Annotated in this window: 17 protein-coding genes and 1 pseudogene; 9 read left to right on the top strand and 9 right to left on the bottom strand. The window is 45.0% G+C overall.

The window, feature by feature from the left end; translation table 11 throughout:
• The first annotated feature begins 110 nt into the window (after nt 1–110).
• Nucleotides 111–1,496: a sensor histidine kinase gene (locus QUA02_RS22660; RefSeq protein WP_333030869.1), complete on the top strand. Its 1,386-nt coding sequence runs from the start codon at nt 111–113 to the stop codon at nt 1,494–1,496.
• 28 nt (nt 1,497–1,524) lie between these two features.
• Nucleotides 1,525–2,217 carry a DUF8692 domain-containing protein gene (locus QUA02_RS22655; protein ID WP_333030866.1) on the top strand — a complete coding sequence of 231 codons (693 nt, stop codon included), beginning with the start codon at nt 1,525–1,527 and terminating at the stop codon, nt 2,215–2,217.
• A gap of 14 nt (nt 2,218–2,231) precedes the next feature.
• Here the strand turns inward: QUA02_RS22655 and QUA02_RS22650 are convergent.
• Nucleotides 2,232–2,653 (bottom strand): annotated as a pseudogene (locus QUA02_RS22650) (IS1 family transposase); the annotation flags it as partial.
• Nucleotides 2,654–2,672: 19 nt separating this feature from the next.
• Between QUA02_RS22650 and QUA02_RS33700 the strand changes: the two are divergent.
• Nucleotides 2,673–2,777, top strand: coding sequence for a transposase (locus QUA02_RS33700; RefSeq protein WP_445305198.1), 105 nt, complete (start codon nt 2,673–2,675; stop codon nt 2,775–2,777).
• 293 nt (nt 2,778–3,070) lie between these two features.
• Here QUA02_RS33700 and QUA02_RS22645 read toward each other — a convergent pair whose 3' ends face one another.
• From QUA02_RS22645 to QUA02_RS22635, 3 genes are all read right to left on the bottom strand, one after another.
• Complete coding sequence (locus QUA02_RS22645; RefSeq protein WP_333030864.1) at nt 3,071–4,603, bottom strand: ATP-binding protein; 1,533 nt, start codon at nt 4,601–4,603, stop codon at nt 3,071–3,073.
• 49 nt (nt 4,604–4,652) lie between these two features.
• Complete coding sequence (locus QUA02_RS22640) at nt 4,653–10,007, bottom strand: trifunctional serine/threonine-protein kinase/ATP-binding protein/sensor histidine kinase (protein WP_333030862.1); 5,355 nt, start codon at nt 10,005–10,007, stop codon at nt 4,653–4,655.
• 408 nt (nt 10,008–10,415) lie between these two features.
• On the bottom strand, nt 10,416–15,275 hold the full coding sequence (locus QUA02_RS22635) for a CHAT domain-containing protein (protein WP_333030860.1): 4,860 nt from the start codon (nt 15,273–15,275) through the stop codon (nt 10,416–10,418).
• A 468-nt stretch (nt 15,276–15,743) separates the two neighbouring features.
• Here QUA02_RS22635 and QUA02_RS22630 point away from each other — a divergent pair, with 468 nt between their 5' ends.
• The gene (locus QUA02_RS22630; RefSeq protein WP_333030858.1) at nt 15,744–15,938 is read left to right on the top strand and encodes a hypothetical protein; all 195 of its coding nucleotides are present in this window, start codon (nt 15,744–15,746) and stop codon (nt 15,936–15,938) included.
• A 112-nt stretch (nt 15,939–16,050) separates the two neighbouring features.
• Here QUA02_RS22630 and QUA02_RS22625 read toward each other — a convergent pair whose 3' ends face one another.
• The gene (locus tag QUA02_RS22625) at nt 16,051–16,341 is read right to left on the bottom strand and encodes a hypothetical protein (RefSeq protein ID WP_333030856.1); all 291 of its coding nucleotides are present in this window, start codon (nt 16,339–16,341) and stop codon (nt 16,051–16,053) included.
• Nucleotides 16,342–16,562: 221 nt separating this feature from the next.
• Here QUA02_RS22625 and QUA02_RS22620 point away from each other — a divergent pair, with 221 nt between their 5' ends.
• From QUA02_RS22620 to QUA02_RS22605, 4 genes are all read left to right on the top strand, one after another.
• A complete protein-coding gene (locus QUA02_RS22620) occupies nt 16,563–18,140 on the top strand; it encodes a NupC/NupG family nucleoside CNT transporter (protein WP_333030854.1) in 1,578 nt (525 codons plus the stop codon).
• A gap of 383 nt (nt 18,141–18,523) precedes the next feature.
• Nucleotides 18,524–19,129 carry a DUF3318 domain-containing protein gene (locus tag QUA02_RS22615; RefSeq protein WP_333030852.1) on the top strand — a complete coding sequence of 202 codons (606 nt, stop codon included), beginning with the start codon at nt 18,524–18,526 and terminating at the stop codon, nt 19,127–19,129.
• Between the two features lie 872 nt (nt 19,130–20,001).
• Complete coding sequence (locus QUA02_RS22610; protein ID WP_333030851.1) at nt 20,002–20,412, top strand: hypothetical protein; 411 nt, start codon at nt 20,002–20,004, stop codon at nt 20,410–20,412.
• Nucleotides 20,396–20,605, top strand: coding sequence for a hypothetical protein (locus QUA02_RS22605; RefSeq protein WP_333030849.1), 210 nt, complete (start codon nt 20,396–20,398; stop codon nt 20,603–20,605). Before QUA02_RS22610 ends, QUA02_RS22605 begins: the two co-directional genes overlap by 17 nt.
• On the opposite strand, the gene QUA02_RS22600 is transcribed toward QUA02_RS22605, so the two are convergent.
• Nucleotides 20,593–22,389, bottom strand: a complete 1,797-nt coding sequence (locus QUA02_RS22600) for a glycosyltransferase family 39 protein (protein ID WP_333030847.1) — start codon at nt 22,387–22,389, stop codon at nt 20,593–20,595. The two genes, QUA02_RS22605 and QUA02_RS22600, sit on opposite strands and share 13 nt — an antisense overlap.
• An 82-nt stretch (nt 22,390–22,471) precedes the next feature.
• Nucleotides 22,472–23,689 (bottom strand): glycosyltransferase, encoded by a 1,218-nt coding sequence (locus QUA02_RS22595; RefSeq protein WP_333030907.1) that lies wholly within the window; start codon nt 23,687–23,689, stop codon nt 22,472–22,474.
• Between the two features lie 141 nt (nt 23,690–23,830).
• On the opposite strand from QUA02_RS22595, the gene cofH reads away from it, so the two are divergent.
• On the top strand, nt 23,831–24,976 hold the full coding sequence (cofH, locus tag QUA02_RS22590; protein WP_333030843.1) for a 7,8-didemethyl-8-hydroxy-5-deazariboflavin synthase subunit CofH: 1,146 nt from the start codon (nt 23,831–23,833) through the stop codon (nt 24,974–24,976).
• Nucleotides 24,977–25,020: 44 nt separating this feature from the next.
• On the opposite strand, the gene QUA02_RS22585 is transcribed toward cofH, so the two are convergent.
• Both QUA02_RS22585 and QUA02_RS22580 read right to left on the bottom strand, forming a co-directional pair.
• Complete coding sequence (locus QUA02_RS22585) at nt 25,021–25,683, bottom strand: Uma2 family endonuclease (protein WP_333030840.1); 663 nt, start codon at nt 25,681–25,683, stop codon at nt 25,021–25,023.
• 165 nt (nt 25,684–25,848) lie between these two features.
• On the bottom strand, nt 25,849–26,112 hold the full coding sequence (locus tag QUA02_RS22580; RefSeq protein WP_006633059.1) for a hypothetical protein: 264 nt from the start codon (nt 26,110–26,112) through the stop codon (nt 25,849–25,851).
• Between the last annotated feature and the right edge of the window lie 140 nt (nt 26,113–26,252).

Raw genomic sequence — 26,252 nt, 5'->3', positions numbered from 1 at the left:
ATGAAAGCGAAGATACCTGAAATCTAGAAGTCTCTCATCTGTAATCGGGGGCTGACCAGTTGTAATTTACTTAGAATTCCGTTAGATATCTTAATGTGGCGCTCATGTTAATGCCAGCCAGTTCAGAATTTGTCAAGCTTTGCCGATCGCAGGTAGCGATCGCCGTCAGTTTGGGAGCGACATTCAGCGCGGTATACCTGACACAAGAGCTGGTAGAAGGCACCGAAGCAAAGTTGGTACCGATCGCGGTTTACCCAGAAACCTCAGTCGAATCGGAAGCAAATCAGGGGTTGAGGCTGCAATATTCCGAAAGTTCGACAGTGAAACCGATGCCGCGGCTGCTGGCCCCGCCGGCTATTCCTGTGGAAGAATCAACGGTGGGGGCGATCGCACCCGATCCGCTTCCGGGTAATGAGCGCAGTTCAAATCAGTGCCCGGGCCCGGAGAATGTATGGCAGCAGCGTCGGCAAATTGTGACGCCTCTGATACACGAGGGAGCTGTAATGGGACTTTTGGTGTGCGGTCGGCAAGACAGGCCTTGGAACGAGCCAGAGGAGGCGACTATGCAACAAATTTCTCGCACCTTAGCCCTAGCCTGCATTTTAGACCAGCGATCGCAGTGGATGCAGCAGGAATTGGGTTCTTCTCACCAAATCCAGGCCCAGGTGTACGACACGATGCACAATTTGCTGCACCAATTCAAAAGTCCGCTGACAGCGCTGCGAACTTTTGGCAAGCTGTTAGCGCGGCGGCTGGTACCGGAAGACAAAAACCGCAATGTGGCTTTTAGTATTGTCCGAGAGAGCGATCGCCTGCAAGAGTTGCTGTTACAGTTCGATCGAACCGTTGACACCGGCGAAGCAAATCTGAGACTACCATCTAACACTTCAGAAAAAGCAATGCCCAATGTAGAGTTACTCCGGCATTCTCCTCTGTCGCTGTCACCTGCGGCCAATTTGAACGAATCCTGTTTTGTGGCAGAAGTCTTAAAACCGCTGTTAATTTCCGCCGAGGCGATCGCATCTGAAAGGAATCTGAAATTGCTAGCCGACATTCCGGCGGATTTGCCACCAGTCTCAGCGAACGATCGAGCTTTGCGCGAAGTTTTGAGCAATTTAATTGACAATGCTTTGAAATATACCCCTGCCGGCCGCCAAATTTATATTAAAGTTAGGTACAAAGCAGCTTCGGGCGATCGGGCCTGGCGCCGCCCATTGCCTGCCATAGCAGTTGCAGTCAGCGACACCGGTTCCGGCATTCCCCCCCAGGATTTAGAGCATTTATTTGAGCGGCACTACCGGGGAGAAAAAGCGCAGACAGAAATTCCCGGCACAGGATTGGGTTTGGCGATCGCCCGCGATTTAGTCCGCCAAATGCAAGGAGAAATAGAAGTATTTTCCCCAGTCAATCCTGAATGGCTGCCATCTGGGGAAACTCATTTATATCCAACCGATCGCGGCACTACATTTGTGGTTTGGCTGCCGGTGAATAAGTAACGAACCCTATTGCTTGGAGACATTTTTTATGAAGCATCTGCCTTTCTTCGATAAAATTCCCAACTTTTCAAATTCTTTAGAAATTATCAAAAAACATTTTTTTACTGTACCGTTTTTAGCTGTTTTCAACACTCTGACTGTCCTGATTTTGGGAGGTCTGAGCGTATACGCCAAACTCAACAACCAGGGAGACGGAGTTGAACGCTTGTTTAGCGATCCTTTTAATTTCTGGTTCCCTTACGAAGGCATCCTCACCGGAGTTTCCGAAGTTTTCTGGTGCATCCCAGTCGCAATTTGTGCATTTACTTTCGGAGTGTTGCGCCAAAAATATCCGCGCAGTCGATCGGCAATATTCTTATTTTTTAGTGCTTTACTGCTGGGAGTCTTTTTCCTGGATGACAGGTTTAGGATGACTTTGATTCTTACTGAATTGGGAATATCTAAGAAATTAATTTATTTGTGTTACGGGAGTGCTGTTTTCCTTTACGGAGTTAAGTTTTGGCGATACATCAAAACCACTCCTTACCTGCCATTAGTCGCAGCATTTCTCTTGTTTGCTATCTCCCGATTTGAGGATATTTTAGACTTGCCAAGTCAAGGAACACACGCGATGTTAGAAGATGGCACTAAGTTATTAGCTGTTGTGAATTTAGCCCTGTATTTTTGGCACGTATGTCATCAGGAAGTTGGGCGGCATTTGCAGCAAAGCGAAGATCCTTAAGCGCCTCGATGATATTAAAAAAAAAGGCGTTGCTGAATTAGGGTATCACTAAGCAACGCCGGCGATCGCATACGACCCAAATAATTTCTTTGATTTTGATATGGAATTGGAACATCTGCAAATTTTAGATAGTGAATTAATAATCGAAGGGAATATCTGAGCAACTTGCTGCCTGATTTAGAATAACAAAGAGTTTTTGGTTTCAAACAAGCTAAATAATATCTTAATCTGGTATTTTCGCCCTCAACTCTTGTCCTATAGGTTTTGCTAATAATTTGAGCTTCATCGGCAATAAAATTAGGGTAAACTTTCCAGCCATCTGTCATATAAAAATAGCATTTCCATTTATTAACAAGAGTACAAAGTGGTTCAAAGTTTAGCCACTATGAGCGCCTAATACCCATCCTAAAATACCTAGTTTAAAGTCATCTACTGCTTTTCCGCTTATCTACTGAATGCAGTGTACTATTTATACATGGAATATGCTGTATTTTTACGGCACAGTTGGTAACGCCTCGGAAGACACTATTAAAAAATATATTGAAAACCAACACAATTAAGTTAGAAGAATGCGACTAAAGCCGCAGCCCCTATCCCAACGCCTGAAGGGGTGGGCTTGCCGCGCAAAAAAAGTCTGTCAGAATTCAGATTAATTAGCAATTAGCAATTATATCATTTCCAGTTGCATCGGAATAATATATTTGGATGATATCAGTGCGAGCGTCTCGCTCGCGACATAGATCGTTCGCTATGGACGCTCGCACTACATAATTCCGATGCTGCCGGATTTGATATTACCCCGTTCTCATGCAACTGAAAACCGCTATATAATGAATTCCGTCACATGAGTTTCCTAGACCATAGATACCGCGAGATTGGTGGCTATACAGATAGTCGGCAGCTCAATAATAAACTGCGTTCCCTGCTCTGGCGTAGAAAAACACTGCAATTGACCGCAGTGTTTTTCTAGTAAAATTTTTCGGCTGATTGACAATCCCATGCCTGTACCTTTTCCTATTGGCTTAGTAGTAAAAAAGGGAGTGAAAAGTTTAGAACGAACTTTCTCAGTCATGCCAATACCATTATCAGCAATTGTTACCCGAATGCCTGAACCACTGCTAATGTTGTCATGCGAATTGCCCGATACGACTTCAGTACGAATCAAAATCTGGGGGTGAAAAACTGTACCCTTTTCTCTAGTTCCCCGCTCTTCCAAAGCATCTATAGCATTCGCTAAAAGGTTCATAAACACCTGATTAAGCTGACCTGCATAACAGGTCACAAGCGGCAATGCGTCATAGTCTTTAATCACGTTAATAGCAGGACGATCGGACTTAGCCTTTAGGCGGTGCTGTAAAATCATCAAACTGCTATTAATCCCTTCGTGGATATCTACTGATTTGATTTCAGTTTCATCCAACCGTGAAAAATTGCGTAGAGACTGCACAATAGTGCGAATGCGTTCGATACCTAACTGCAAGGAAGAAAGCAATTTTGGCAAATCGTCGATGATAAATGACAACTCTCCATCTTCTATGGCATTGAGAATTTCTGCTTCTGGTTGCGGGTAATGCCGTTGGTAGAGATTCAACAGATAGATGAGTTCTTTAATATAATCCTTGGCATAGGAGATATTGCCGTAAATAAAGTTAACCGGATTGTTAATTTCATGAGCGACACCTGCAACTAATTGACCAAGACTAGACATTTTTTCACTTTGAACTAGCTGGAGTTGTGTTTCTTGCAGTTCTTTGACAAAATGCTCTAAGGCAAGAGCTTTTTGGTGTTCTTTTTCTTCACTGATACGGAGTGCTTTTTCTATTTGTTCGCGCCGCTCTATTTCCGACTGCAATTTCTGACCTAGAGAAAAACTTCTCAAAGCTGTTAGCACCGTCGTGTATAGCTTTGATGTGGTTAATTCAGTTTTAGTTTTATAGTCATTAATATCGTAATTGATAATAATGCTTTTTTCTGGCACTTGTCCGGGTTGACCCGTGCGTAAAATAATTCGCACTAACTGATTGCCTAGCACTTCCCGGACATATTTAACAAAGGTTAAGCCAGCATCATCCGTTTCCATAATTACATCAAGTAGGATGATAGCAACATCAGGATGTTCTTCGATTAACTGTTTAGCTTCATTCGCGGAATAAGCACTAATAAACTTTAAAGATTTGTTTTCAAAAATAAATTTTCTTAAGGCAATATCGGTAGCTGTGTGAACTTGAGGCTCATCATCTACAATCAAGATTTTCCAGCTTTCAGTCGGGGTATCTTCAGATACTTCATCGGCAAAAAATAACTCCTCATCGAAGTTAACTTCTCCAGAAACTAACATTTGTTCAGAGGATTCTTCAGTTGAAAAGCCGTAAATATTTTGATCCATTGCTGCTCACCTTTATTTATCACTATCACTGATGTTTTGAGTTGGGAAACTACGGTGTTGAATCGATTTGTATGGGTAACTTAATAATAAATTTGGTTCCCACTCCCACCTCACTTTTACATTCTACTTCACCCAGAAGTTTTTGGGTAACTAAATTGTAGACAATATGCAATCCCAATCCGCTACCACCCTGGCCGCGTTTGGTAGTAAAGAACGGCTCAAAAATTTTACTTAAATTTTCAGGAGGAATGCCTTTACCATCATCGGAATATTCAAAGCTAAGTCGATCCCCATCTTGTTGCCAATCAAAAACGAGCTGACCGGGTTCGCCCGGTTCGTAAGCATGAATCAGAGAGTTCATCAGCAAATTTGTGACAACTTGGGATAAAGCACCTGGATAAGAATCTATGGCAATGTTGGTGTCTCCTTTAATTTCGATCGAATGTTTGCTATTTCTCAATTTTGGTTTTAATTGGATTAAAATTTCATCCAGATAATTTCTTACCCCGAAAGTTCGTCGTTCTTCGCTAGAGCGATCGACGGCCACTTCTTTAAAGCTCTGAATCAATGCTGCTGCCTGATTTAGATTAGTTAGAAGGGTGTTACTGCTTTGGGTGGCTATATCCAAAAATTCTTCTAGCTCGGAGCGCTTCATTTTGCCACTCTTATAAGTAGAGGTAAAGTCTGTGGTATGTTCTGCCAAAGCTGACGCAACGGTTACGCCAACGCCGATGGGAGTATTAATTTCGTGGGCTACCCCAGCAACTAATCCTCCCAGCGATGCCATTTTTTCAGATTCCACTAGCTTACTTTGAGTCGCTTTTAAAGCCTCCAGCGTGTTGGATAATTCGTGGGTGCGATCGCTCACTAATTGCTCTAAGTTTTGATTGAACTCCTGCAAGTTATTGTAGAGTTGGGCATTCTCAATGGAAATGGCAATTTGGGCTGATAACAATTTTAACAGTTCTAGCCTATCTGTAGTAAAAGCCCCTTCAGTCAAGTTATTTTCCAGGTAAAGAATGCCTGTCAGCTTGCCTTGATGCAGCAGAGGAGTGCAGAGAATCGATTTCGGTTGAGTGGCTGCAATATAAGGATCGCGGGTAAATTGTCCTTCTTGGGTGGCGTTATTTAAAACCACATTTTCCTGGGTGCGGATGACGTAGTTAGCGATCGCACTTGCCAGTTTGGGCATTTCCCCAGAATCAGCTTTTGCATTCAGGGGAAGCGATCGCAGTACGCTAACTTCATCCTTCTTAACAGAACCTTCAGCCTCAATCGCCCAGTTTCCCGCTTTTTCTAAAATTAAAAATCCTTTTTCAGCACCCGCATTTTCGATCGCAATCTTCATCAACCTTTCCAGCAACTTACTCAAAACGATTTCGCCTGAAATCGCTTGAGAAGCTTTCATTACTGTGGCTAAATCTAGCGTATCTCCCAAATTAGTGCTAGTGGTAGTAGGCGAAGTCGTTGTTCGGTTAGCTTTTGTTTGAGTTGTTGTCTTTGCTGACGTTCTAGTTAGTAATTGGGGGTATTTTTCCTCTAAATCATCAACTTTGCGTTGAGCGCCCCATATCTGGTAGCCATAGTGAGCTTTTTGCATATAAAGTTGGGCAAAATCTTCTTTCCCTTTAGCTAACCAGAATTTAGCCGCTAGTTCATTTCCCAAAGCTTCGTTCTGGATATATTCGTTTTCTCTAGCTGAAGCGATCGCTTTGTCGTATAAATCCATTGCTTCTAAATCCTTACCAGAAATTCGCGCTATTTCTGCCGCTATTAGTAAATACTGATGTAGATAATTATCTGGGCAGCTATCAGCCCAAATTTTTGTTTTTTCTAGAATATTATGTAAAATTTCCCAGTGGTTTTCTTTTTCATCAGTAGTAGCCTCAGAATAGACACCAGCCAAAATTAATGAATAATAGAAATAATGTTGAGTGATATTAAAAAAACCGAAATTATTAATTGTTTTTTCATTTTCTTGAGCCAGCTTGAGAGCTTCAGTATAGTTATCATAAATGAATAAAACTTGAGCCTTGAAAGTTATATACCAAGTCTTAACATGATAAAACTTCGTATTTTCCCAGTGTTGCAAGCACAAATCTTCACTATATATTTCATCATCGAAGCTGTATTTATCTTTAGTTAATCCTTGTAAATTCAAAGTAGTTTGCTGTAAAGACATAAATCCATACAGCATACTTAAGTCATTTGTCTGCTTCATAACAGCTATATATTTACAAGATTCTTCATAAACCTTTTTTAGAGGCTGACCTATAATAAATCTAGTCCATATACTAAACATCATTGTCCAAACTATGTAAACTAAATCGCCACACTCGAGTCCACCTTTATAAGCTGTCCTAAAAATATCTAAGTTGGTTTTTAAATGATTATTATAAGGATTAATTCTCAAAGCAAAAAGATTAGGGACTTTACAACTAAGGCTCTTGTTGTTAAATTTATCATTGAGCTTTAAAGCTAGCTTACCAAATTCATAAGCTGATTTATATTCATTTCTAGATGATAACAACATTCCATAAGTAACATAACCGAAGGCTGATAAATCTGTGTTGCCATACCTTAAGGACATATTGACTATCTTTAATATAGATAAATCTAGCCAATTTTGATGTCCAACATAATAAGCTACCGCCCACAAATCAATTAATAATTTAATGCTGGCTCTTTTTGTCAAGTCTCTAAGTTCATGAGCATGGATTAAATCAGCAACTTTTCTTTGGGACAGATTTAACGATACCTGTTGTAATTCTACTTCTACTGCCTTTGGTAATTCTTCTTCTGTACGAGGCAAATCCATACCCAAACCTTCTAAGCCAGCAAGCGTGAACTTGAGGGCTTCATCTTTCCGTGATAAAGTTGAACAAAAGAATGTATAAAGAGAATAAATTTCTGCTTGGTCGATGGCCGATTTGCTGTTACTTAAGGCTATCTTAAAAAGTTCTTCTGCTTCCTCAAGATTGCCAGCTAAATACTCGCACTCACTTCGCTCCCTATAAAGAGTAAATGTTAGTTCATAATAATTTTCCCAACCCTGAATCCCTAGTAGTTTTATTCCTAAAGCAAAATAGGTAGCTGCTGTTTTATAAGCTGTGGAAGCTTTGCCTTTTTTGCCTGCTATTAAATTCAATTTTGACAATTTAACTTTCTGTTCTAAATCATCAATCAATTCCACACCAGTATTAAGATGATTGACCAGAGCAAAAATCTTTTCTTCCAGTTCTTCTTCAGTAGTATTTTTTAAAAGCAGTTGACCGATTTTGAGGTGAACTTCTTTTTTATGCTCTTCTGGGATAGTGGCATAAGCTGCTTGTTGCACTCGATCGTGCAAAAATTTAAAAGTAAGAATAATTAGGGGAGCATCTATTATTTGTTCTGGTGTAATTTCCCACTCAGAAATAGGTAACACTAAACCTTCCTGAATTGCTGGTAAAAGGTTGTGATAAGCGACTGCTGGTGATGTTTCATGGATAATAGAAAGGGTGTGCAAATCAAATGTGTTGCCTACACAAGCAGCTAACTGTAAAACCTGCTGTGTGGAGGTAGGAAGTTTTCTTAACTTCCTAACCATTAACTCCACAACATTATCAGTAATGCCTATTGCCTCAATTAAAGCTATGTCCCATTGCCATTGGGGTTTACTGCCTTGAGACGGAGGAATAAATGTAAGTAAGCCTTCCTGATAGATAGTTTTGAAAAATTGATTGACAAAGAAGGGGTTGCCAGAAGTTTTTCTGATTACTAATTGAGCTAATGGTTCTACTGCAATTGTGTTAGAGTGTAACGTATCACCAATTAAGTTGCAGATATGTTCAAGAGCTAAGGGAACTAATGTGATGTTGTTGATAACAGAGGCTTTGGACTGTAGTAAATCAAGAGTTATCATCAACGGATGTCCGGGATCGACTTCGTTATTTCGATAGGCCCCAATTAAGAACAAATAGCGCGTTTGTGCATCTGTAATCATTACTTCTAGCAACTTCAGCGTGGCAGAATCAGCCCATTGTAAATCGTCTAAAAAGATGACTAAAGGATGCTCAGATGAGCAAAACACGCCGATGAATTTTTGAAATATTGAATTAAAACGATTTTGTGACTCGGCTGGCGCTAATTCTGGCACGGCTGGCTGCTTACCAATAATGAGTTCCACTTCTGGAACGACATCAATAATGACTTGTCCGTTTTTACCCAAAACGGCTAAAAGTTTTTCTTTCCATTGAACTAATTGTGCTCCACTTTCAGTTAGTATTTGCTTCACTAAGGATCGAAAAGCATTGATGATAGCCGCGTAAGGAATATTGCGTTGAAATTGGTCGAACTTACCCGCAATAAAATAACCCCTTGCCTTAGTAATCGGTTTATAAACTTCTTGCACTAAGGCTGATTTGCCAATGCCAGAGTAACCCGACACTAACATAATTTCTGTTGTACCATTGCTGACGCGATCGAATGCAGCTAGCAAGGTTTCAACTTCTCGTTCTCTCCCATAGAGTTTTTGGGGAATTTGAAACTTATCGGTAATATCTTTTTGGGCGATCGCAAATTCTGCAATCCTTCCCTTAGTTTGTAATTGTTGCAAGCATTCTTCTAAATCTGCGATGATTCCCCAAGCACTTTGATATCTGGCTTCAGCGGTTTTCGCTAACAGTTTCATCGCGATATCAGAAACAACTTTAGGAAGTTCGGGATTGATTTCATGGGGCGGTACTACTTGTTTAGCAATGTGACAGTGGACTAATTCCATTGCATCGCTGTAATCGCATGGCAGTTGCCCGGTTAGCATTTCGTAAAAAGTGACTCCTAATGAGTAGAAATCCGTGCGGTAGTCGATCGCTCGGTTCATTCTGCCTGTTTGTTCCGGCGATATATAGCTAAGAGTGCCTTCTAAAATATTAGGATTTTTTAGGGTAGGATTCTCACGATTTAAAACAGTAGAGATGCCAAAATCTATGATTTGGACTAGCCCTGTTGTCGAGTTAATAATAATATTGCTGGGGTTTATGTCTTTATGAATAATGTTATGTTGATGAATTTGACCTAAAGCTCTGGTTATTTTAATAGCTGTTGACAAAAACTCTTCTAAGGTAAGTTTTTGAGAAGCAAACCACAGCTTTAATGATTCTCCACCACTATCCTCGAAAATAATAACTAAACTGTTCTGGTATCTTTCTAAGCTGTAGGTTTTAGGCACACTTTCTAGGTTAAGATTGCGTGTAATTTCGTATTCCTGCTTGTATCTGACTAACGAAGCGGGCATCGGATAATCTTGCTTGAGAAATTTGAGAATGATCGGTTGGTTGTCTTGCTTTCTCAGTCCTCGGTAAACTAAAGAATTGTTACTTTCATGAATTTGGTTGGTAATCTCGTAGCCGGCTAAGTTAATCATCCTTGCAGCCTCTTTTAATAATTAATACACATTTTTTTTAGCACTTCTCAATTTGTAAGTAGATGTATCCTCTAATATAAAGACTACCCTGCCATTTAAGCAAAATTTAAATTTTAAATAAAAAAATATTTTTATTTACATTTCTTAAAAAAAGTACGGATAAAGATTCAGGTCAGCAGTGCGATCGCTCCACAGATTCCTCCGCAAGCAGGCAAAACAGAGTGAAGGGCGATCGCCGTTAGTCTTCATAGGAGATTTGGGCGTTGCATAATTAGAGTATGAATAGGTGGAATCACCATGCAATGAAAGCGAGTGCAAATTAACCCATATCCGTAAAAACACTAAGAAAAAAGGAAAACAAAACCACATTTGTGTCAAATCTTTTTCCTTCTTCCTTCAACATCCCCATTACCAAGGATTGCCAATCATTGTAAAGGCGGCCCAATAATAAGGATGCGAAAGCACTCGATCGCCCCGCCGCGCAATTTCTGGAGGCAAAGTTAGACTCACAGAAAGCCCTTCGACTCGCAGCATCCCGTCTTGAATCCGCACGCGCCCCCGCAGCATCTCCAATTGCGCCTGCCGCAAAGCCTCGGCTTTAATCATCAAATTGCCACCGCCTCTGGGGGTCCGCAACTGCCGGTAAAACCCCGTCATCAGCCCCAAAGTCCCCTCATCGCTGACTTCCCACAAACTCGCCAAAGCCGATCGCGCACCGCTAGCTACCGCCAAACCCGCAAACCCCAACTCCGCCTCTGCGTCGCCCAAAGCGGTACTGCACGCGCTTAAAACTAACAGATTCACCGGCGGTTCATTCCACCGCAACTGCCGCATTTGATCGAGGCGCAATTTAGTATCCCACAACTGAATGTAAGAATTTTTTGGTTCCCCGGGCTGGAATTCGCTGTGAGTTGCTAAGTGAATGATTCCAAAAGGCCGATTTGCCCGCTGAGCTTGCAAATTTCCGAGAGTAAAATCTTGATTCAAAAAGGATTTTCCTTCTGAGGGCGGCGCGATCGATTCTAACTCCACCGGTACCGCCGGCAGAGGCGCTTTATCTTCAAATACCGACGCCCCCATCGCCAAAACTTCATCGTCAGCAATATTGTCGTAGCGGATATCAGTCAAACTCAGACTCGGCATCACGCTAAGGCTGTATTTCTCGACTAAAAAGCCTTTGCCGTCGTGAAGGGCAGCAAACGGCACGCCCCGCAAACCCGCCGCCGGAATTACAATTAAATTGTCAATATTTAAAGCTGTCAGTTCTGCGGCCATTGGCGCAATTAACCACCGATAAAGTTTTTGCGCAGAATCCAAATAACTAATGCTGCTTCTTCTTCTGGGATTAGTGATTTCGCTTTGAAATGCGTCAGCCAATTGCAACACTTGCCAGCGCGTTGTCGCCGGAACTAAAACGCGCATCGGTTGAGCGTTAGCGGTTACTAACACTAATTCTAAATGCTCCCCGTTAGGAACATCGGAAACTTCTTTGCCCTGCGGCAACCTCTCCCCCAACCCATCTCCTAAAAGGCGAGGGGGCTGGGGGGTGAGGTTTTTTCTAGCAGGCAATAGATGAGATAAATCCCGACTTGCCACCAGCACCGAACCATTTTCTTTGGCTGCGGCTGCATCCGAGCCGCTGACCCAATTCATATAAATGATGGCCGATTTTACCCCGGTAATCTGTTCGTTTTTGCGAAGAGTTTCGTAAATTACCGAAATATTAGTTATTGGCGTTCTTGGGGGCAATTCTAGATATTTTTCATACTCGCGAGTGAATCTTTGTTCAAATGCTAAAACTCCTGAGCCTACCGAATCGAATCTTCTAGAATAATCGAAAATATCCCGGCTAATTTGGAAATTTTTGTCTCGAATTTGCGACCGCAATTCTACTTGCAAAGATGAAGGAAGTGACAGCGCAGGAGCAGGATTTACGGGTACTACAGGCGGTACGGGAATTGGTGCGGGAATTGGTGCGGGAATTGGTGCGGGAATTGGTGCGGGAATTGGTACGGGAATTGGTGCGGGAACAGAGGGCGCGCCCGGTGTAATTAGGGAAATCTGATTTGGTAAACTTCCCTGCGTGTAAGTTTGCTCAAAAGAAAGACTGGGCAAAATGGCGTTTCCTGCGCCAGCATTAATGCTTCCCCTGGTTCCATTGTCGATCGCGCCGCCAACTACAAACGGTCGATCGCTACCGCCTCCGTGGCGAATTGCGATCGCCCCCGCCCCCGCACCTCCGGCAGTAGAAATACTGGAAATATTCCCCGCTATATCGTTGAAAACATTGTTCGATCGAAACAAACCGAGGGTTGTCACATCAACGCTGCCGCCAGTGCCGCCAGTGCCGCCTTGAGCGTTGACAAAACCCAACTGAATGTTGCCGGTCGCGCTCAGGGAAACAGCCCCGCCGTTTCCGTTTGAAGTGCCGCTGGAGTTGAGATCGAGAGCCGAAATCCCCGATGAAGAGGTGAGAGCAATATTTCCGCCGATCGCCCCCGAAGCGTTCAAAGCTCCCGCAGTTAAAGGGCCGGCATTGGTTTGGAGAGCGATCGGGCCTCCGGTTCCCGTTACCGATGAGGAGTCGATCGCGCCCCCAGCAACAGTATTCCCCTCAACCCGAATGCTCCCGCCGTTCGAGGTAATATTGCCAGTACGAACCTCGCGGCTTCCTTGCAAGTTCACGCTGCCGCCATCCGTCCTTAAATTACCCTCTAAGAACACATTTTCTGCCTTGATATAGGCTCCCAAAGCGGCCGTGCTGTCCCCCCCGAAGGTAGCGGAATTTCGGGCGTTAACGCTCAAACTGCGGGCTGCAATGGTGGAAGCAGCCGTCACGCTAGCAGCGTCCGCCGAGAGCAGGCCCAACCTCTGAGTTTGACCGACTCTGCCGCGAAAAGTAATGTTGCCGCCTGCGCGCAGCGTCAAATTATTTGCCCGGCCAGTGATGCTGTCGAGGTTACTGGCAAAAGCGATATTGCCGTTAGTTGCGGCTAAGGCGGCGCTGCGATCGACGGTGACGTTACTATTGAAAGCGATGTCGCCAGATGTCGCAATATTGCCCGAAACCTCGGTACTGCCGGCGTTGACACTCAAACTCGCCAGCGGTGCAGCTTGACCGACTGTACCGCCGAACAGCACTCGCCCAGCGTCAAGTCTCAGGGCGCGAGCTCCGTCTAGGCTACCGGAGAACAGAATGCTGCCCGTAGCTTCCGCGCTCAAAGCCACGTCAGCATTGAGCGATGCGTTTCCTGTAAAAGTGAGATCGCCGCCGGATGTCGCAATGTTGGCGCCGATCGCAGTTTTGGGCGCGTCGAGAGTCAGGGAAGCGCTGCCGCTTGTTTTCAGGGGATTGTCGATCGCGATCGAGCGGCCTTGAAGTGTCAGCGGGCTGTTCAAGGTAATGGGTGCGACGATCGCGATCGGGCTGCTGTTTTCGCGCCCGATCGCGATCGAGCCGAAACCCCCCGCCAAAGCGCCCAGATCCCCTGCCGTCAAGTCCAAAATGCCCAAAATATCGCCTGTGCCGCCGATCCGAATTCCTCGGCTGTCGTTGGGCTGCAAGCGAATTGTTCCCCCCGCACTGCTGACGGAATTGCGATCGCCCCTCAAGTCAATGCCGTTAGCGGTGAGAGCGATATTGCCGCCGTTAGCATTGAGTCCGCCCAGAGAGATGCTGCTGGCGAAAATGTTGACGTTGCCGCCTTGAGTCTCGATTAAATCGTTCGGGTCATTGACAAAAAACACTCGGCCCGCTCTAAATGTTACGGTGTCTCCCGTTCTCGCTTGCAGGGAAAGTTTGTTATCGCGCAAGTCTTGGACGGTGATGTCGCCGGGGGTATCTAGAACTACGTTGCTGCCGGCCACCATCTGTTCCAACTTCACTTCTGAGATCGATGTTTCATTGGGTTCTGCTGCGGGTTCGAGTTCCCTGGCTGTCGATGGCGCGCTGGTGTCGCCGTTACCGCCCAGGATCGTAATATTTGCCGGATCGAGCCACAAAGTGCCGATCGCACCGTTAGTCGCGCGGGTATCGACCTGTCCTTGGAAAGTTAAAGCATTTTTGCCCGAAACTTCCACTTTTCCGCCGTTACCGGAGGCCGTGCCGCCGCGAGCAGTAATATTGCCGAAGAAGCGAGTTGTATTGTCTGCCCAAATTACCGCAGTGCCGCCATTGCCGCGGTCGATCGCGTCTGCTGCGATCGTAGAATCAGGACTAACATATGTCACCAGTGCGTTCGGCACTGGTTCCGTCCCCTGGGAACCGCCTCCGACGCGCACAACACCTCCGCCGTCAGTCCCCGAAGCATTGATATTTGCGCCGAAGAGTCCAACTTTTTCGCCTAAAATATTGACTGTGCCACCAATGCCGCCATCCGGGGCAAATACATTTACAGAACCCGAGACGATCGCACTTCCGGCATTTATCCGCACTGTTTGGCCGTCAGTCAGTACCAATTGACCTTGTGCGTTAGTCGTTAAACCTGTGGCTGACGCTACGCTGGGGCCCGTCAGCAACTGAGGCAAAGCAAGCGGGGCGATCGCCGATTTTTCTGACTGCAAAGACGGAGTAATTTCTAAACTCAATAAGTTACCCGTTTGACTGATGCGGACTGCATTTGAGCCGGGGACAGCAGCCACTGTAATTTGACCGGCCGGGGCGGATAATTGCCCGGTATTAATCACTGTGCCGCCCAGCAAAGTTAAACTTTGACGGCTGCCAACTGCCAAGTTTCCTGCATTGACAATTGTCCCGATTTGTGAATTATTAAAATTAAATTGATTGGGATTTCCCAGTAAAGCTTTGTAATCATTAATTCCGGTGGCATTAAACCAGCCGTCGCCGAAACCAATACCTGTAGCAGTTGTCGCGAAAAAAGACGCCGGCACGTTCAATCTAGCATTTTGACCGAAGACAATTCCCGCCGGATTCATTAAAAATAAATTCGAGTTTCCGCCGCTTACAGAAATCAGACCGTTAATGACGGAAACATCGCCGCCAGAAATCCGCCCTAAAATATTTTGAATATTTGGATTAGTTAGAAAATTAGCAATTTGACCTTCGCTGAGATTAAATTGGCTGAAGCTGTGAAACAGATTTGCTCCGTTTCCCGACAGTTGTCCGCCGCTAATGTCTGTGCGATTTTGCTCGGACTTAACAACAGTATTCGTGCCGTCGTTCGCCGGAAGGACAGGTTGCGATCGCACTGCTAGCGGTAGCAGCCAAAAACCTAATGTCAAAATTAGAGCAGAGCGAAAATACGTCATTAGTCATTAGTTATTAGTCATTAGTCATGAGTCATTAGCCAGAAGGAAGAAAGGAGAGGTTCGAGGGAAGTCAGAACAGCCAATTGCCTATTACCAATTCCCTGTTTGGCCCATGCCCTGTTTGCCCCATGCCCCATTCTAATCTCTTGTAGTTTTGATTTTTTTTGAGCTGTAATGTTCCGCCAAAGTGCCAATAAACTTAAAAAGGTCGAGCACGGGCCGGCACGGGGGTTTGTCCCCTCGGTGCGAATCTGCTGAGTCAGTCGATCGCACTCCGAAAGCACCCGTTGCCAGAATGTCGGAAATACAATGCAGATTTTATATTTATCTGTCGTCGGTGTCTTGACAAAATGCTCGCAGAGTCATAAAATTGTCTCACAGATAAAATGAAATAGCTATAAACCCTCAAAATAACTGGCTCCTCTAACTAATTTAAAAACAAAATATTGATGCTTTTAGAAACCAACCATGCAAACTCAAACTTCCCAATTTCTAACTGAACAAATAGTAGATCGGATCTTTTCGTCAGGCGAACTGAGTCGGGATGACAGACAGCGAATTCAGTCAATGCTATTAAATGAGTCGATCGGCGAAAATGAATTGAGCTTAATTGAAAGAGTCATGGAAGGCGTAGTCAAGGGAATACTTGACGTGATGAATTAGTTTAGAACTTGCGGTGACCTATCTAAATGTAGGGTGCGCCTCGGCGCACCTTACCCTAATTTTTTATAAAATCGAAAATCGAAAATCGAAAATCGAAAATCGACTCATCCTTCTAAAAATCATCATCTGAACCCTCATCTGAACCCTCATCCGAACTCTCATCGCGACGCACAAGTTCCGAAGGAGGCCGATCGCTACTCCATGCCCACCACACGCCGCCGCACTGGCACCGGTAAAATTCTTGCCACTTGCGGCGGTTCAACTCGGTGTATACTGGCGATCGGCGATTAATCCAGACCTCATCGGCATCCGTGCAGCTAGCACCGCACTTGGGACAGCAAAACTCAGTAGCGTGAACCGCCGTCGCAGTCCATTCAGGAGGATGTGGAGCAAAAGCTTCCATGTGTTGCGTGTTTCTATTTAAAGTGCTGGTAATTACGGCAAATCAAGGGTTGCTAAAGATCCGCTTCCGCTCGCAATGACATAAGCAATGACATAAGTACGCTGTTGAGTGCGTAATTCCTATGACAGTTATTTTTTTGGCATTTGCCGTCCGATGAATAGTATAACTGATGTGGTGCAAGCCGTCGATCGGCATTCTCAGCTATTTCAAGGACTAAGCTCATGTCTATCTACAACTTTATCTCGTTTCTGGGCATCTTTGGCTTGTGCGCGATCGCCTGGATTTTTTCAGAAAACCGACAATCGAAGTATATTCCCTGGCGCGTCATCATCTGGGGCATTGGCCTGCAATTAGTCTTAGGATTTTTAGTATTCCTGTTCCCCCCAACTCGCATCGCCCTAGAGTGGTTTACAGGCTTACTGGATGGAGTATTCACCGCTGCTGACGCTGGGGCAAGATTTGTATTCGGTAAAAACATTGTACCAATACCCGGTCAAGACCCACCAGTTAATTTAGGATATATTTTTGCCTTTCGAGCTTTACCGACAGTCGTCTTTTTTTCTGGCCTCATGGCCTTGCTATACAACATCGGCGTCATTCAAATTGTCACCGAAGTTTTTGCCAAAATCTTTTATATGACAATGCGGTTGAGCGGCGCGGAAGCTCTCAGCGGGGCGGCTAATATTTTCGTAGGAATTGAAGCAGCAATTGTCGTCAAGCCTTATTTGCCAAAAATGACTCGTTCGGAACTTTGTGCAATCCTCTCCTGCTGTTTTGGGACTGCCGCTTCTTCTACTTTAGCAATTTACGTCAGTTTTCTCAAACCCGTTTTTCCAAATATTTTAGGTCATTTAGTTTCAGCTTCAATTATCGCAATTCCCGCTTGTTTTGTCCTCTCCAAAATCTTAGTACCAGAAACAGGCGTGCCGCTGACAATGGGCGGCATTCCCAAAGAAGAACGGAAGCCTAAAGGCCGCGAGTTTGTGGGCGAAGAAATTTCCGAAATGGACGGCGAAGCGATGCCACAAGAGACAGTTGGAGGAGAACCCATCGAACGAGTCAGCCCTTTGGATGCAGCGATAATTGGTGCATTGGACGGGGTAAAAATGGCAGTAGCCATTGCCGCTGTTTTGATTTTAATCTTGGGCTTAGTTTCCTTAATCAATCAATTCTTTGGTTGGCTGGCAATTTTGCCCGGCCCAATTGGTGGCTTTTTCAAAGTTGTCACCTTAGCCAACATTATGGGAGTCCTATTTTATCCCCTGACGCTATTAACCGGAGTCTCCATTGACGACTCTTGGCAAGCATCAGTAATTATCGGCCGCCGACTTTTAGAAACGGCGATTCCGCCCTATCAAACTTTAGCAGAAGCGGGGGCAAAAGGACTGGTGAGCGATCGTACCGTATTAATTGTCAGTTACGCCCTTTCCGGCTTTGCCCACTTAGCCTCCGTCGGCATATTTGTCGGCGGTACGATCGCCCTAATTCCATCCCGCCGCAAAGACATTTCCGAACTCGGTTGGAAAGCATTATTTGTCGGCACCTTAGCTACAATGATGATCGCTTGCATCGCCGGCACCTTTGACACCGGAGACGCCAGCATTTTAGGCGCTAAAACAGCCCCTGCGGCCCCGTTAACAGCCCCCGCTACCCCAAAACCGCTATCCTCCCCAGCCGCGAATTCAACGCCGTCAGTTGCCCCAGCAATTGCCAGTCCAAAGCCTTCGCCTAACGCTGAAAAAGCGAGTCCAAAAGCTAATAGTAAATCTCCCTCTCCCGAATCCAAGAAAAGCCCTTAATGTCTTCTATGGACTTGTAGGGGCGGGTTTTACGAACAATATTTAACTACCGTCAAAAATCTACAGAAACCCGCCCCCACACAACCAATAACCTACATCAACTTTGATTTTGATAAATGCAAAAATCTAACTGTAAAAGAAACCTTACTGTTTTGGGCTGGTTTTACAAATCCTCAACTATCGACAAGTATTGTATGTGAAACCATTCCATACAGCGAAAAATGTAGGCGGGGATTTACTGTTGGGTGAGGGCGGGTTTTAGAGATTGTCAATTATCGACAAATATTGTACGTGAAACCCGCCCCTACAATCCCCTGATAGATATTAGTGTTTTTTAGGCAGATGCAATTACCCCTTACCAATTATCAATTACCCCAAACTTTATGAATCCCGAACCAGAAATTCGCCGCCTGTTAGATGTGATGCCCGCCTCCGGCCGCATGACTTGTAAAATTATTAATAAGCCACAACAATCAACGGTAATTGACTGCGATTTTCCTTTGCCTTGGAATCGAGCTCGCCCGATTTATATTAATTTTGATTGGTGGAGGCTGCTATCTAAGCCGCAGCGGGATTTACTGATATTGCGGAATGTAAGTTTTCTGTGCAATGTTAAGTGGTTTAAACCGGATATTTATCAAGGTGCGGCTCTGGCGGGAATTGTCGGGACTGTTGTAGAATTGTTGCAGCCAGATGCGATCGGAACTGCGATCGCGGGCGGTTTGACGGGACTCGCCATGACTCGAATTTGGCGCGACAACCGCAGTTCCCAAGTAGAGTTAGATGCTGACGAAGCGGCGATTAGAGTAGCGGGAAGGCGCGGTTACAGCGAAGCGGAAGCAGCCGGACATTTGCTGGGGGCGATCGAAGCTGTGGCGCAAATAGAAGGGCGCAGTTTGGATTTTAACGAGTTGATTAGGTTTCAAAACTTAAAGGCTATCTCGGGTATTTCGGCGGTGGGCGTGCCCGATAGTGTCAGGCAAGATTAGAAAATACTATTTCACAAACAATCGCGTGTCCCACAGCCAAAGGACACAACAGTCTTGTGTCCCTACAGATTAATATTTATTGTACCATTTGTAGGGACACGGCACTGCCGTGTCCTTGGGGAAAATCGGATGATAATTGTTATATTTAATGACTTAAACCCGGCTAATTCACAAACAATCGCGTGTCTCGCAGCCAAAGGACACAACAGTGTTGTGTCCCTACAGATTAATATTTATTGTACCATTTGTAGGGACACGGCACTGCCGTGTCCTTGGGGAAAATCAGTATTATTAAAATTGCTTATTTTCATTATTTTAATCGAAAGTGCGATCGACCGATCCATCCCCCTATGACTCTTCCTCATCTACTCGCCGACTGAGATAATCCGGCAAATCATCAAAATATACCCCCACCAAACGGCAAAAATCCCTCATTTGCCGAACAGTCATCGTAGGTTCGTCTCCCTTTTCCCATCGCCGACGAAGTAGGGACACGGCAGTGGCGTGTACTGGTGCGAAAACTTAAATTAATTTTGAGCTTAATTGTTTGTTTTTGGCATTGTCTAACGTTTATTTATGATTGTTTTTGGTTTTAATTCGCCTATTTTAACCGCCTATTTTAAGCGCTTATTTTGAACCTTTAACTAATGAAATTAAATTATATAACAACTAAATTTTAAAAGTGATTTTCGATCTAACATAGCGTTATTGCCCAACACGATATAGTTTCCGATCGCTCTTGAGGCAATCGAGGAAAAATCATCAACTAGGACGCATCTTTATTGAAGTAGCGCGATGTTCGATCGCGCTCACAATAAAGTGCTAGTCTGTCACTTTTCTATGGGCAAACATACCCAATTTACAATACAGCCATGAACACCCCAGAAACTGCGAATGCCTGGATTATTTACCGACTGCTGCCCAACTTTCAGCGCTTACCCGTCGCGAAATTTCGCAGCCGCAGCGAAGCAGAATCTTCCCTGAAAGTCATCCGGCAAATGCTACCCAATACCGAATTAATACTTGCTTTCGAGGTTGGACCAGAAAATCCAACTACCGAACTCATTCAGCCCCCTGCTAAAGAACCAAACTTGCCCACTTCAGTTAACCGAGAACTCTTGAAACTTTTCATTATCAGTTCTCGTCCTGTTGTTTCCCGCGTCATTCATTCTTTTCACCGCGATAATTTTGCCTGCGTTTCTGACTGGAGTCCGCTTGTCCCCACTCAAAATCCCGGTGAAGTGATTAGCGTCTTGATTAAACATTTTGCCGCTGACTCTTAGCGTTCGATCGAACAGTCCCGATCGTATTGATAGCGGTAAGGTGCGCCCAGCACAGTGCTTTTATGAACAGGCAAGATGCCTGTTCCACAAGAAATTCACTCTTTGTGGAACAGGCATCTTGCCTGTTGCTGACAATGGTGCAACATCTCAGTCGCACCGCAGTTGCGGGCGATCGCCAAATCAAGAACAATGATAAACTTGATATTCATACCCATCCACCGCAGGCAACTCGCGCGATTCAACCTGACATTTTTGTGCTTGTAGATTAACAGGTGCGCGAAAATTAACCAGCCACAAATCTAGCGGGCGTTGTAATTGATTGAGTGTTTTGTCAAGTGTCCCTGCCGCTATTTCCGGCGCATCCCTTCTCTGATTAGCCAAAAGAAACAGCGGAGAATCAAAGGCTTTAACTTCTTCTTTCTTCCTAACATCCGTTACATCCGTTACATCCGCTACAAAATTCGTTGCCGAACTTCTTTCCCATTCCCACCCTATCCCCATCAACTCTCCTATTTCTACATGAGTCTTTTGAGTAGTGGCAATTAACACGGGAACTTTCGAGACTTCGCGGATAATCGGAATTAAAAGGTCTGGTTTGTAATATTTGCGATAGCCGAGATTAGAATTTACTGTTACACCGCTTGCAAAACCCATTACTAAAATTAGCAGAACTGCTTTTTTGCCAGCAATTTCCACAGCAGGTAAATTAAACCATTGACTTTTTGCGGTAGGTGCGTTAAAAATAACCGCCAAGGTTGCTCCTAACAGTAATATCGCCCCCGGAAAGTAGACGAAATTGTATCGTGCGCCGCGAGTTATGTCAATGCCGAGAAAATAGGCAAAGCTGAAAAATAGGAAAATTGCTCCCAGCACAAACCCGCCGAAAATAACAGTACCTAAACGAGTATCGGTTGTTTTTAAGGAAGTTTTAAGAGCGCCCCGCAGCAGGGGAAGCGCCCAGATCAAAAATATTGCCATTGCGATCGCCGATGCAACTACTACTGCCAAATTGGGCGATTCCACCGGCAGTAGAGAGATGAAAGTGATCCATCCAGCTAAAGCTTGAAAAATCGGCCCGATCCAATCTAAAAATGTGCGATCGCCGCTGACAATCCAATTAGTTAATTCGCTGCCGTATTTATTCGACAAAAATACCGGCAGCCAAACTAAACTGCCAGCCAAAGTGCCGATCGCTACTGCGAAAAACCGCCAGAGGATTTGAAATGGCCAAATATTAGGCTGCTGGCTGTTGTCAATTGGCAACTTTCCATGAAAATGCTGCCATATTACAGCAATTAATGCTATTGCTTCGGCACATAAAGTCAGTGCAAAAAAGTAGTGAACCGCAATTCCCAAACAGTTAACAACTACCCAAAGCAGCACCGCCCAAATAGGCATGGGAGCGCGCTGTTGCAGCTTTTTTGCAGCTAATGTCAAGCAAAAAAGAGAGGCAATAATTAATAAGATTCCTAAAGTGTAATGGCGAGCTTCTTGAGCGAGATAAATGCCGTAGGGAGAAACTGCCATCATCGCGGCCGCACATTGACCGACTAAACGAGAATTAAAAGCAAATTTGCCCAAAAAGTAGATAGCGGGAACTGAAATCACGCCCAATAATGCAGGAAGAGCTCGCCCAATCCAAACTAAACTATCCTCAGAAGGTCCAAACAACCGCATCCACCAGTGGGCGAGCATAAAATACACTGGAGGATGGTTGCTTTCTAGCAGCAAATGGTTTAGGACATCTGCAATGCCAGCATCGGGGCCCAATTGTAGCGGTTGCAATAATGTAGAAAGATCGATCGCGCGATCGACCGGCACACCTCGAAAACTGTTGCCCAAACTAAATACGAGTGTCGAAAACTCATCAGTCCACAGCGGTTTCGAGTCCAAATTGGCAAAGCGCAAAATCAAGGCGATCGCAATCCACAGTAATACCAACAACAGTTGTTTATTCCTAATCATTAATTTAGTCATTAGTTATGAGTTATTGGTTATTGGTTATTTTGACAATTCCCAATTCCCAATTCCCCATTCCCAATTCCCCATTCTCAATTCCCTAATTAACATCCGTCACCCGCCAGCTCAGCTTCATATTGATCCAGAAATTCCACAGAGTCACAGCCGCGATCGCAATTAAGTTAGCCAAATAGGCATTCACCCCAAAAACATTAAACATCAAATTAACCAGCAGCACATTCAAAATCAAGCCCATCAAGCAAATCGTATTAAATTTCAATAGCCGTTTCAATCGCTTGCGTTTTCCTGGCTGCCCCTTAGAAATATCCCCAAAAGTCCACAAATCATTCCACAAAAAGTTACTGATAATTGCCAATTCAGCAGCAACGATCAGACTGCGAGTCAGCTCCCAATTCAGGAAAGTCCGCAGCACGTACAAAACCCCCATATTCACGAACACCCCGCTCAAACCCACAATGCCAAACCGCAGAAACTTGCCCATCGGCCAGCGGGCAAAGCGCAATCTAAGCAAATGCCGCAAATATTCAATATACTGTTTCCACGTAACTTTGCTCTCCCCTTCTTGGCGTTCCTGAAACACGTAACCAACTTCTCCAATCCAGCGGATATCGCCTCTGCCGAGCACTTCAATCAAAATTTTGTAACCTGCAGGATTCATGGTTTTGCCGGCTATGCAACAGCGACGCACCATAAAATACCCGCTCATCGGATCGGAAACTCGGCCCACCACTCCCGGCAGGATCACCAACCCCACGGTTTGAGCGCCCCGCGATAAAAATCGCCTGATAAGGCTCCAGTCGCTCACGCCACCCTCGCCAACGTGGCGGCTCGCAGCGGCCAAATCGGCTCCGCGCTTAATTTCTGCTAAAAGCTGCAACAGCGTCTCTGGGGGATGTTGCAAGTCGGCATCAATGACGCCCAAAACCTCGCCCCGCGCTACTTGCCACCCGCGAATCACGGCTGTAGAAAGTCCCCGCTCGTGCTCGCGCCGCATTACCCGCAATTGGGGATAGTCGGGTGTTAGAGACAGGGCTACTTCCCAGGTGCGATCGGGGCTGTCGTCATCAACTACAATCATTTCGTAGTCACCGGGAATAGTGCCATCGAGCAATTGGCTCAATTTTTCCACAATAATCTTGACATTTTTGCACTCGTTGTAGGTGGGAATTACTAGGGAAAAATAAATGGGCGATTCGGCTGCGTCTGTAGCAGAAGTTGAAGCTACAGTCGGTGCCGCCGGAATTTGTAAAGGGTTTGACGGCACTGGTACGAGGTGATTTGGTTGGTTGAGGCCCATAGTTCCAGTTTTCACAAAGTAAAAGATGTTTGGTTCTGACTTGAGACTTGAGAATATGTTTCGTCTAGAGTTGATTTGTTAAGATAGAAAAACGCCTTTAATTCTAGGTAGTGATTCTGTAGCTGAGCTGGAAAAAAAACTGTGGATGCAATTCTCGATCGCGCCTTACAAGGATACAACCTCTCCACCGCAGAGGCCCTGATACTTTTGCAGCAAAGAGATCCAGATGCGATCGCCTCTATTCAAACAACCGCTGACTTGCTTCGTCGCCGACAATCAGGGGATACTGTCACATATGTTATCAACCACAATATTAACTTCACCAATATTTGTGAACAGCATTGCAGTTTTTGTGCGTTCCGCCGCGACGAGGGAGATGAAGGCGCTTTTTGGTTAGACACTGCTCAGATTCTGGAAAAGGCAACTGATGCGGTGCAGCGGGGTGCGACAGAAATTTGTATGCAGGGCGGCTTAAATCTTCAAGCTAAACTCAACGGCGCATCTTTGCCTTATTATCTGCAATTGGTGAAAACTATTAAGGATAAGTTTCCGCAGTTGCACTTGCACGCTTTTTCGCCACAAGAAATAGAGTTTATTGCCAGAGAAGATAATCTTAGTTTCAGCTATGTAATTTCGGCTTTGCGGGATGCGGGAGTCGGTTCGATGCCGGGAACAGCGGCGGAAGTTCTCGACGATGCTGTGCGACGGGTGATTTGCCCGGAAAAACTAAATTCGGCAACTTGGTTAGAAATTGTGGGAACTGCTCACAGTCTGGGTTTGCCGACAACGAGTACGATGCTTTGCGGGCATATTGAGACGGCCGAACAGCAGGTTTTGCATTTAGAAAAAGTGCGATCGCTCCAACAAACTGCGATCGACCAAAACTATGGGGCACGCATTACAGAATTTATTTTACTACCATTTGTCGGACAGCAAGCACCGGCACCTTTGCGGAGTCGAGTTGGCCGCGACCAACCAATTTTAGCAGATACACTGTTGCTCACCGCTGTATCGAGAATCTTCTTAGGCAATTTGATTTCCAATCACCAACCTAGTTGGGTAAAATTAGGTTTAGATGGAGCTACAGAAGCGCTGAAATGGGGCTGCAACGACATCGGCGGCACATTGATGGAAGAGCACATTACTACAATGGCCGGTGCGGTTGGCGGCAGTTGTCAATCTGTCGAAGATTTGCAAAATGCGATTCGTTCTTTGGGGCGGGATTATCAGCAAAGAGATACAATTTATCGACCTTTAGGGGTTGACAAATTGGCAGTAATTGTGTAGTTTTTTGGATGCGAAGCGCCAAGCGCGTAACGCATCCTGCGAGTTTAGCCGTTAGCGAAGCCCTCGGAGAGGATCGCACTTTCAAATTCTTCTAATGCTTGCAAATTTCCCACCTGCCAAGCACGTTCCACTGTAGCAGGAATCAGTTGGGCGATCGCAATTCCCGGAAAATTGGGACTAATATCCGATTCTACATACTCTCCATCTTGCAGCAAATAAATGCGAAGTCTGCCGCTGTCGTAAACCCATACTTCTGGAACTCCAATAATTTTATAGGCATCGATCGTAGTTTTAGAAGTAACATCCGTTTCAATTGCTAAATCCGGCGGCGGAGCGTCTGGTTGCAGTCGGCGGCGGCCGATCATCCGCTGATAATTTAGAATGTAAAAACAAGCATCAGGTTCGACTCCTGCTGCGCCTTCCCGTTTGAAAGTAGTAGAACCGAAGGGTTGGTATCTTTTGCCCGCAGACTTGAGTAAAATTTTGACAATATCAGAGATTAAATCTCTGGGAATTTCGTGTTCTGGTAAAGGAACCATAATTTCTAAAGTCTCTTTGCTGTAAGCAACTCGTGCCGATCGCTTTTCTCCCAATTCTTCCAAAATCGACTCAAATTCCAGCCAACTTATATTGGGAATAGTTACGACACTGCCGGGAGCAAGCTCGATCTGGCTAACAGGTTTGAGGACGGGAGTGATAACAATCATAAGCTGAATTGCGAGCTAGTTATGAAGTTTGTGCCAAGGGCAGGCAGGATGCCTACCCGACAAGAGTTTTTGGATATATCTGTTGAGTTTAGCACGGGCAACGAGAAGAGATTCGCGATCGCACTTTTGACTCAATTCTAGAAAGGTCGATCGCACATTTAGACTTCATTGCAGCCGGATTAATTTGACTAACAAGCTCATGATTTCTCCCTGTTCGGGTGTAATAATGATGCGATTGTCGGGAATGGCGATCGGATGAGTCCAACGAACAGCTTCTTCGTAGCGCAATGCGTGCAGTTGGTGGATAGTTCGGCGTACCCCCAGCGGCGAACCGATGATGACGTGACGGACTGCTTCGCGATCGCCCTCAAAGGTTTGGTTGGTTAAAACATTCGGCGATGTTTGGTTCGATGATGAATCTTGCAACATGGCTTTGACTAATAATTTTGGATAGGTTTGATGCTTTGTAACGGTAAAACCGCGTACAATTTCTAATTAGGGCTTGCTGAATATATCGCCCGCGTGTTACGTGGCCTGGGTTATTTGATCGCGCGCTCGAGAGTAAAGTG

It is taken from the genome of Microcoleus pseudofavosus SVA1_A4 (genome assembly GCF_036700565.1).
Lineage (GTDB): Bacteria > Cyanobacteriota > Cyanobacteriia > Cyanobacteriales > Microcoleaceae > Microcoleus.
This window is presented reverse-complemented; position numbering and strand designations above follow the sequence as displayed.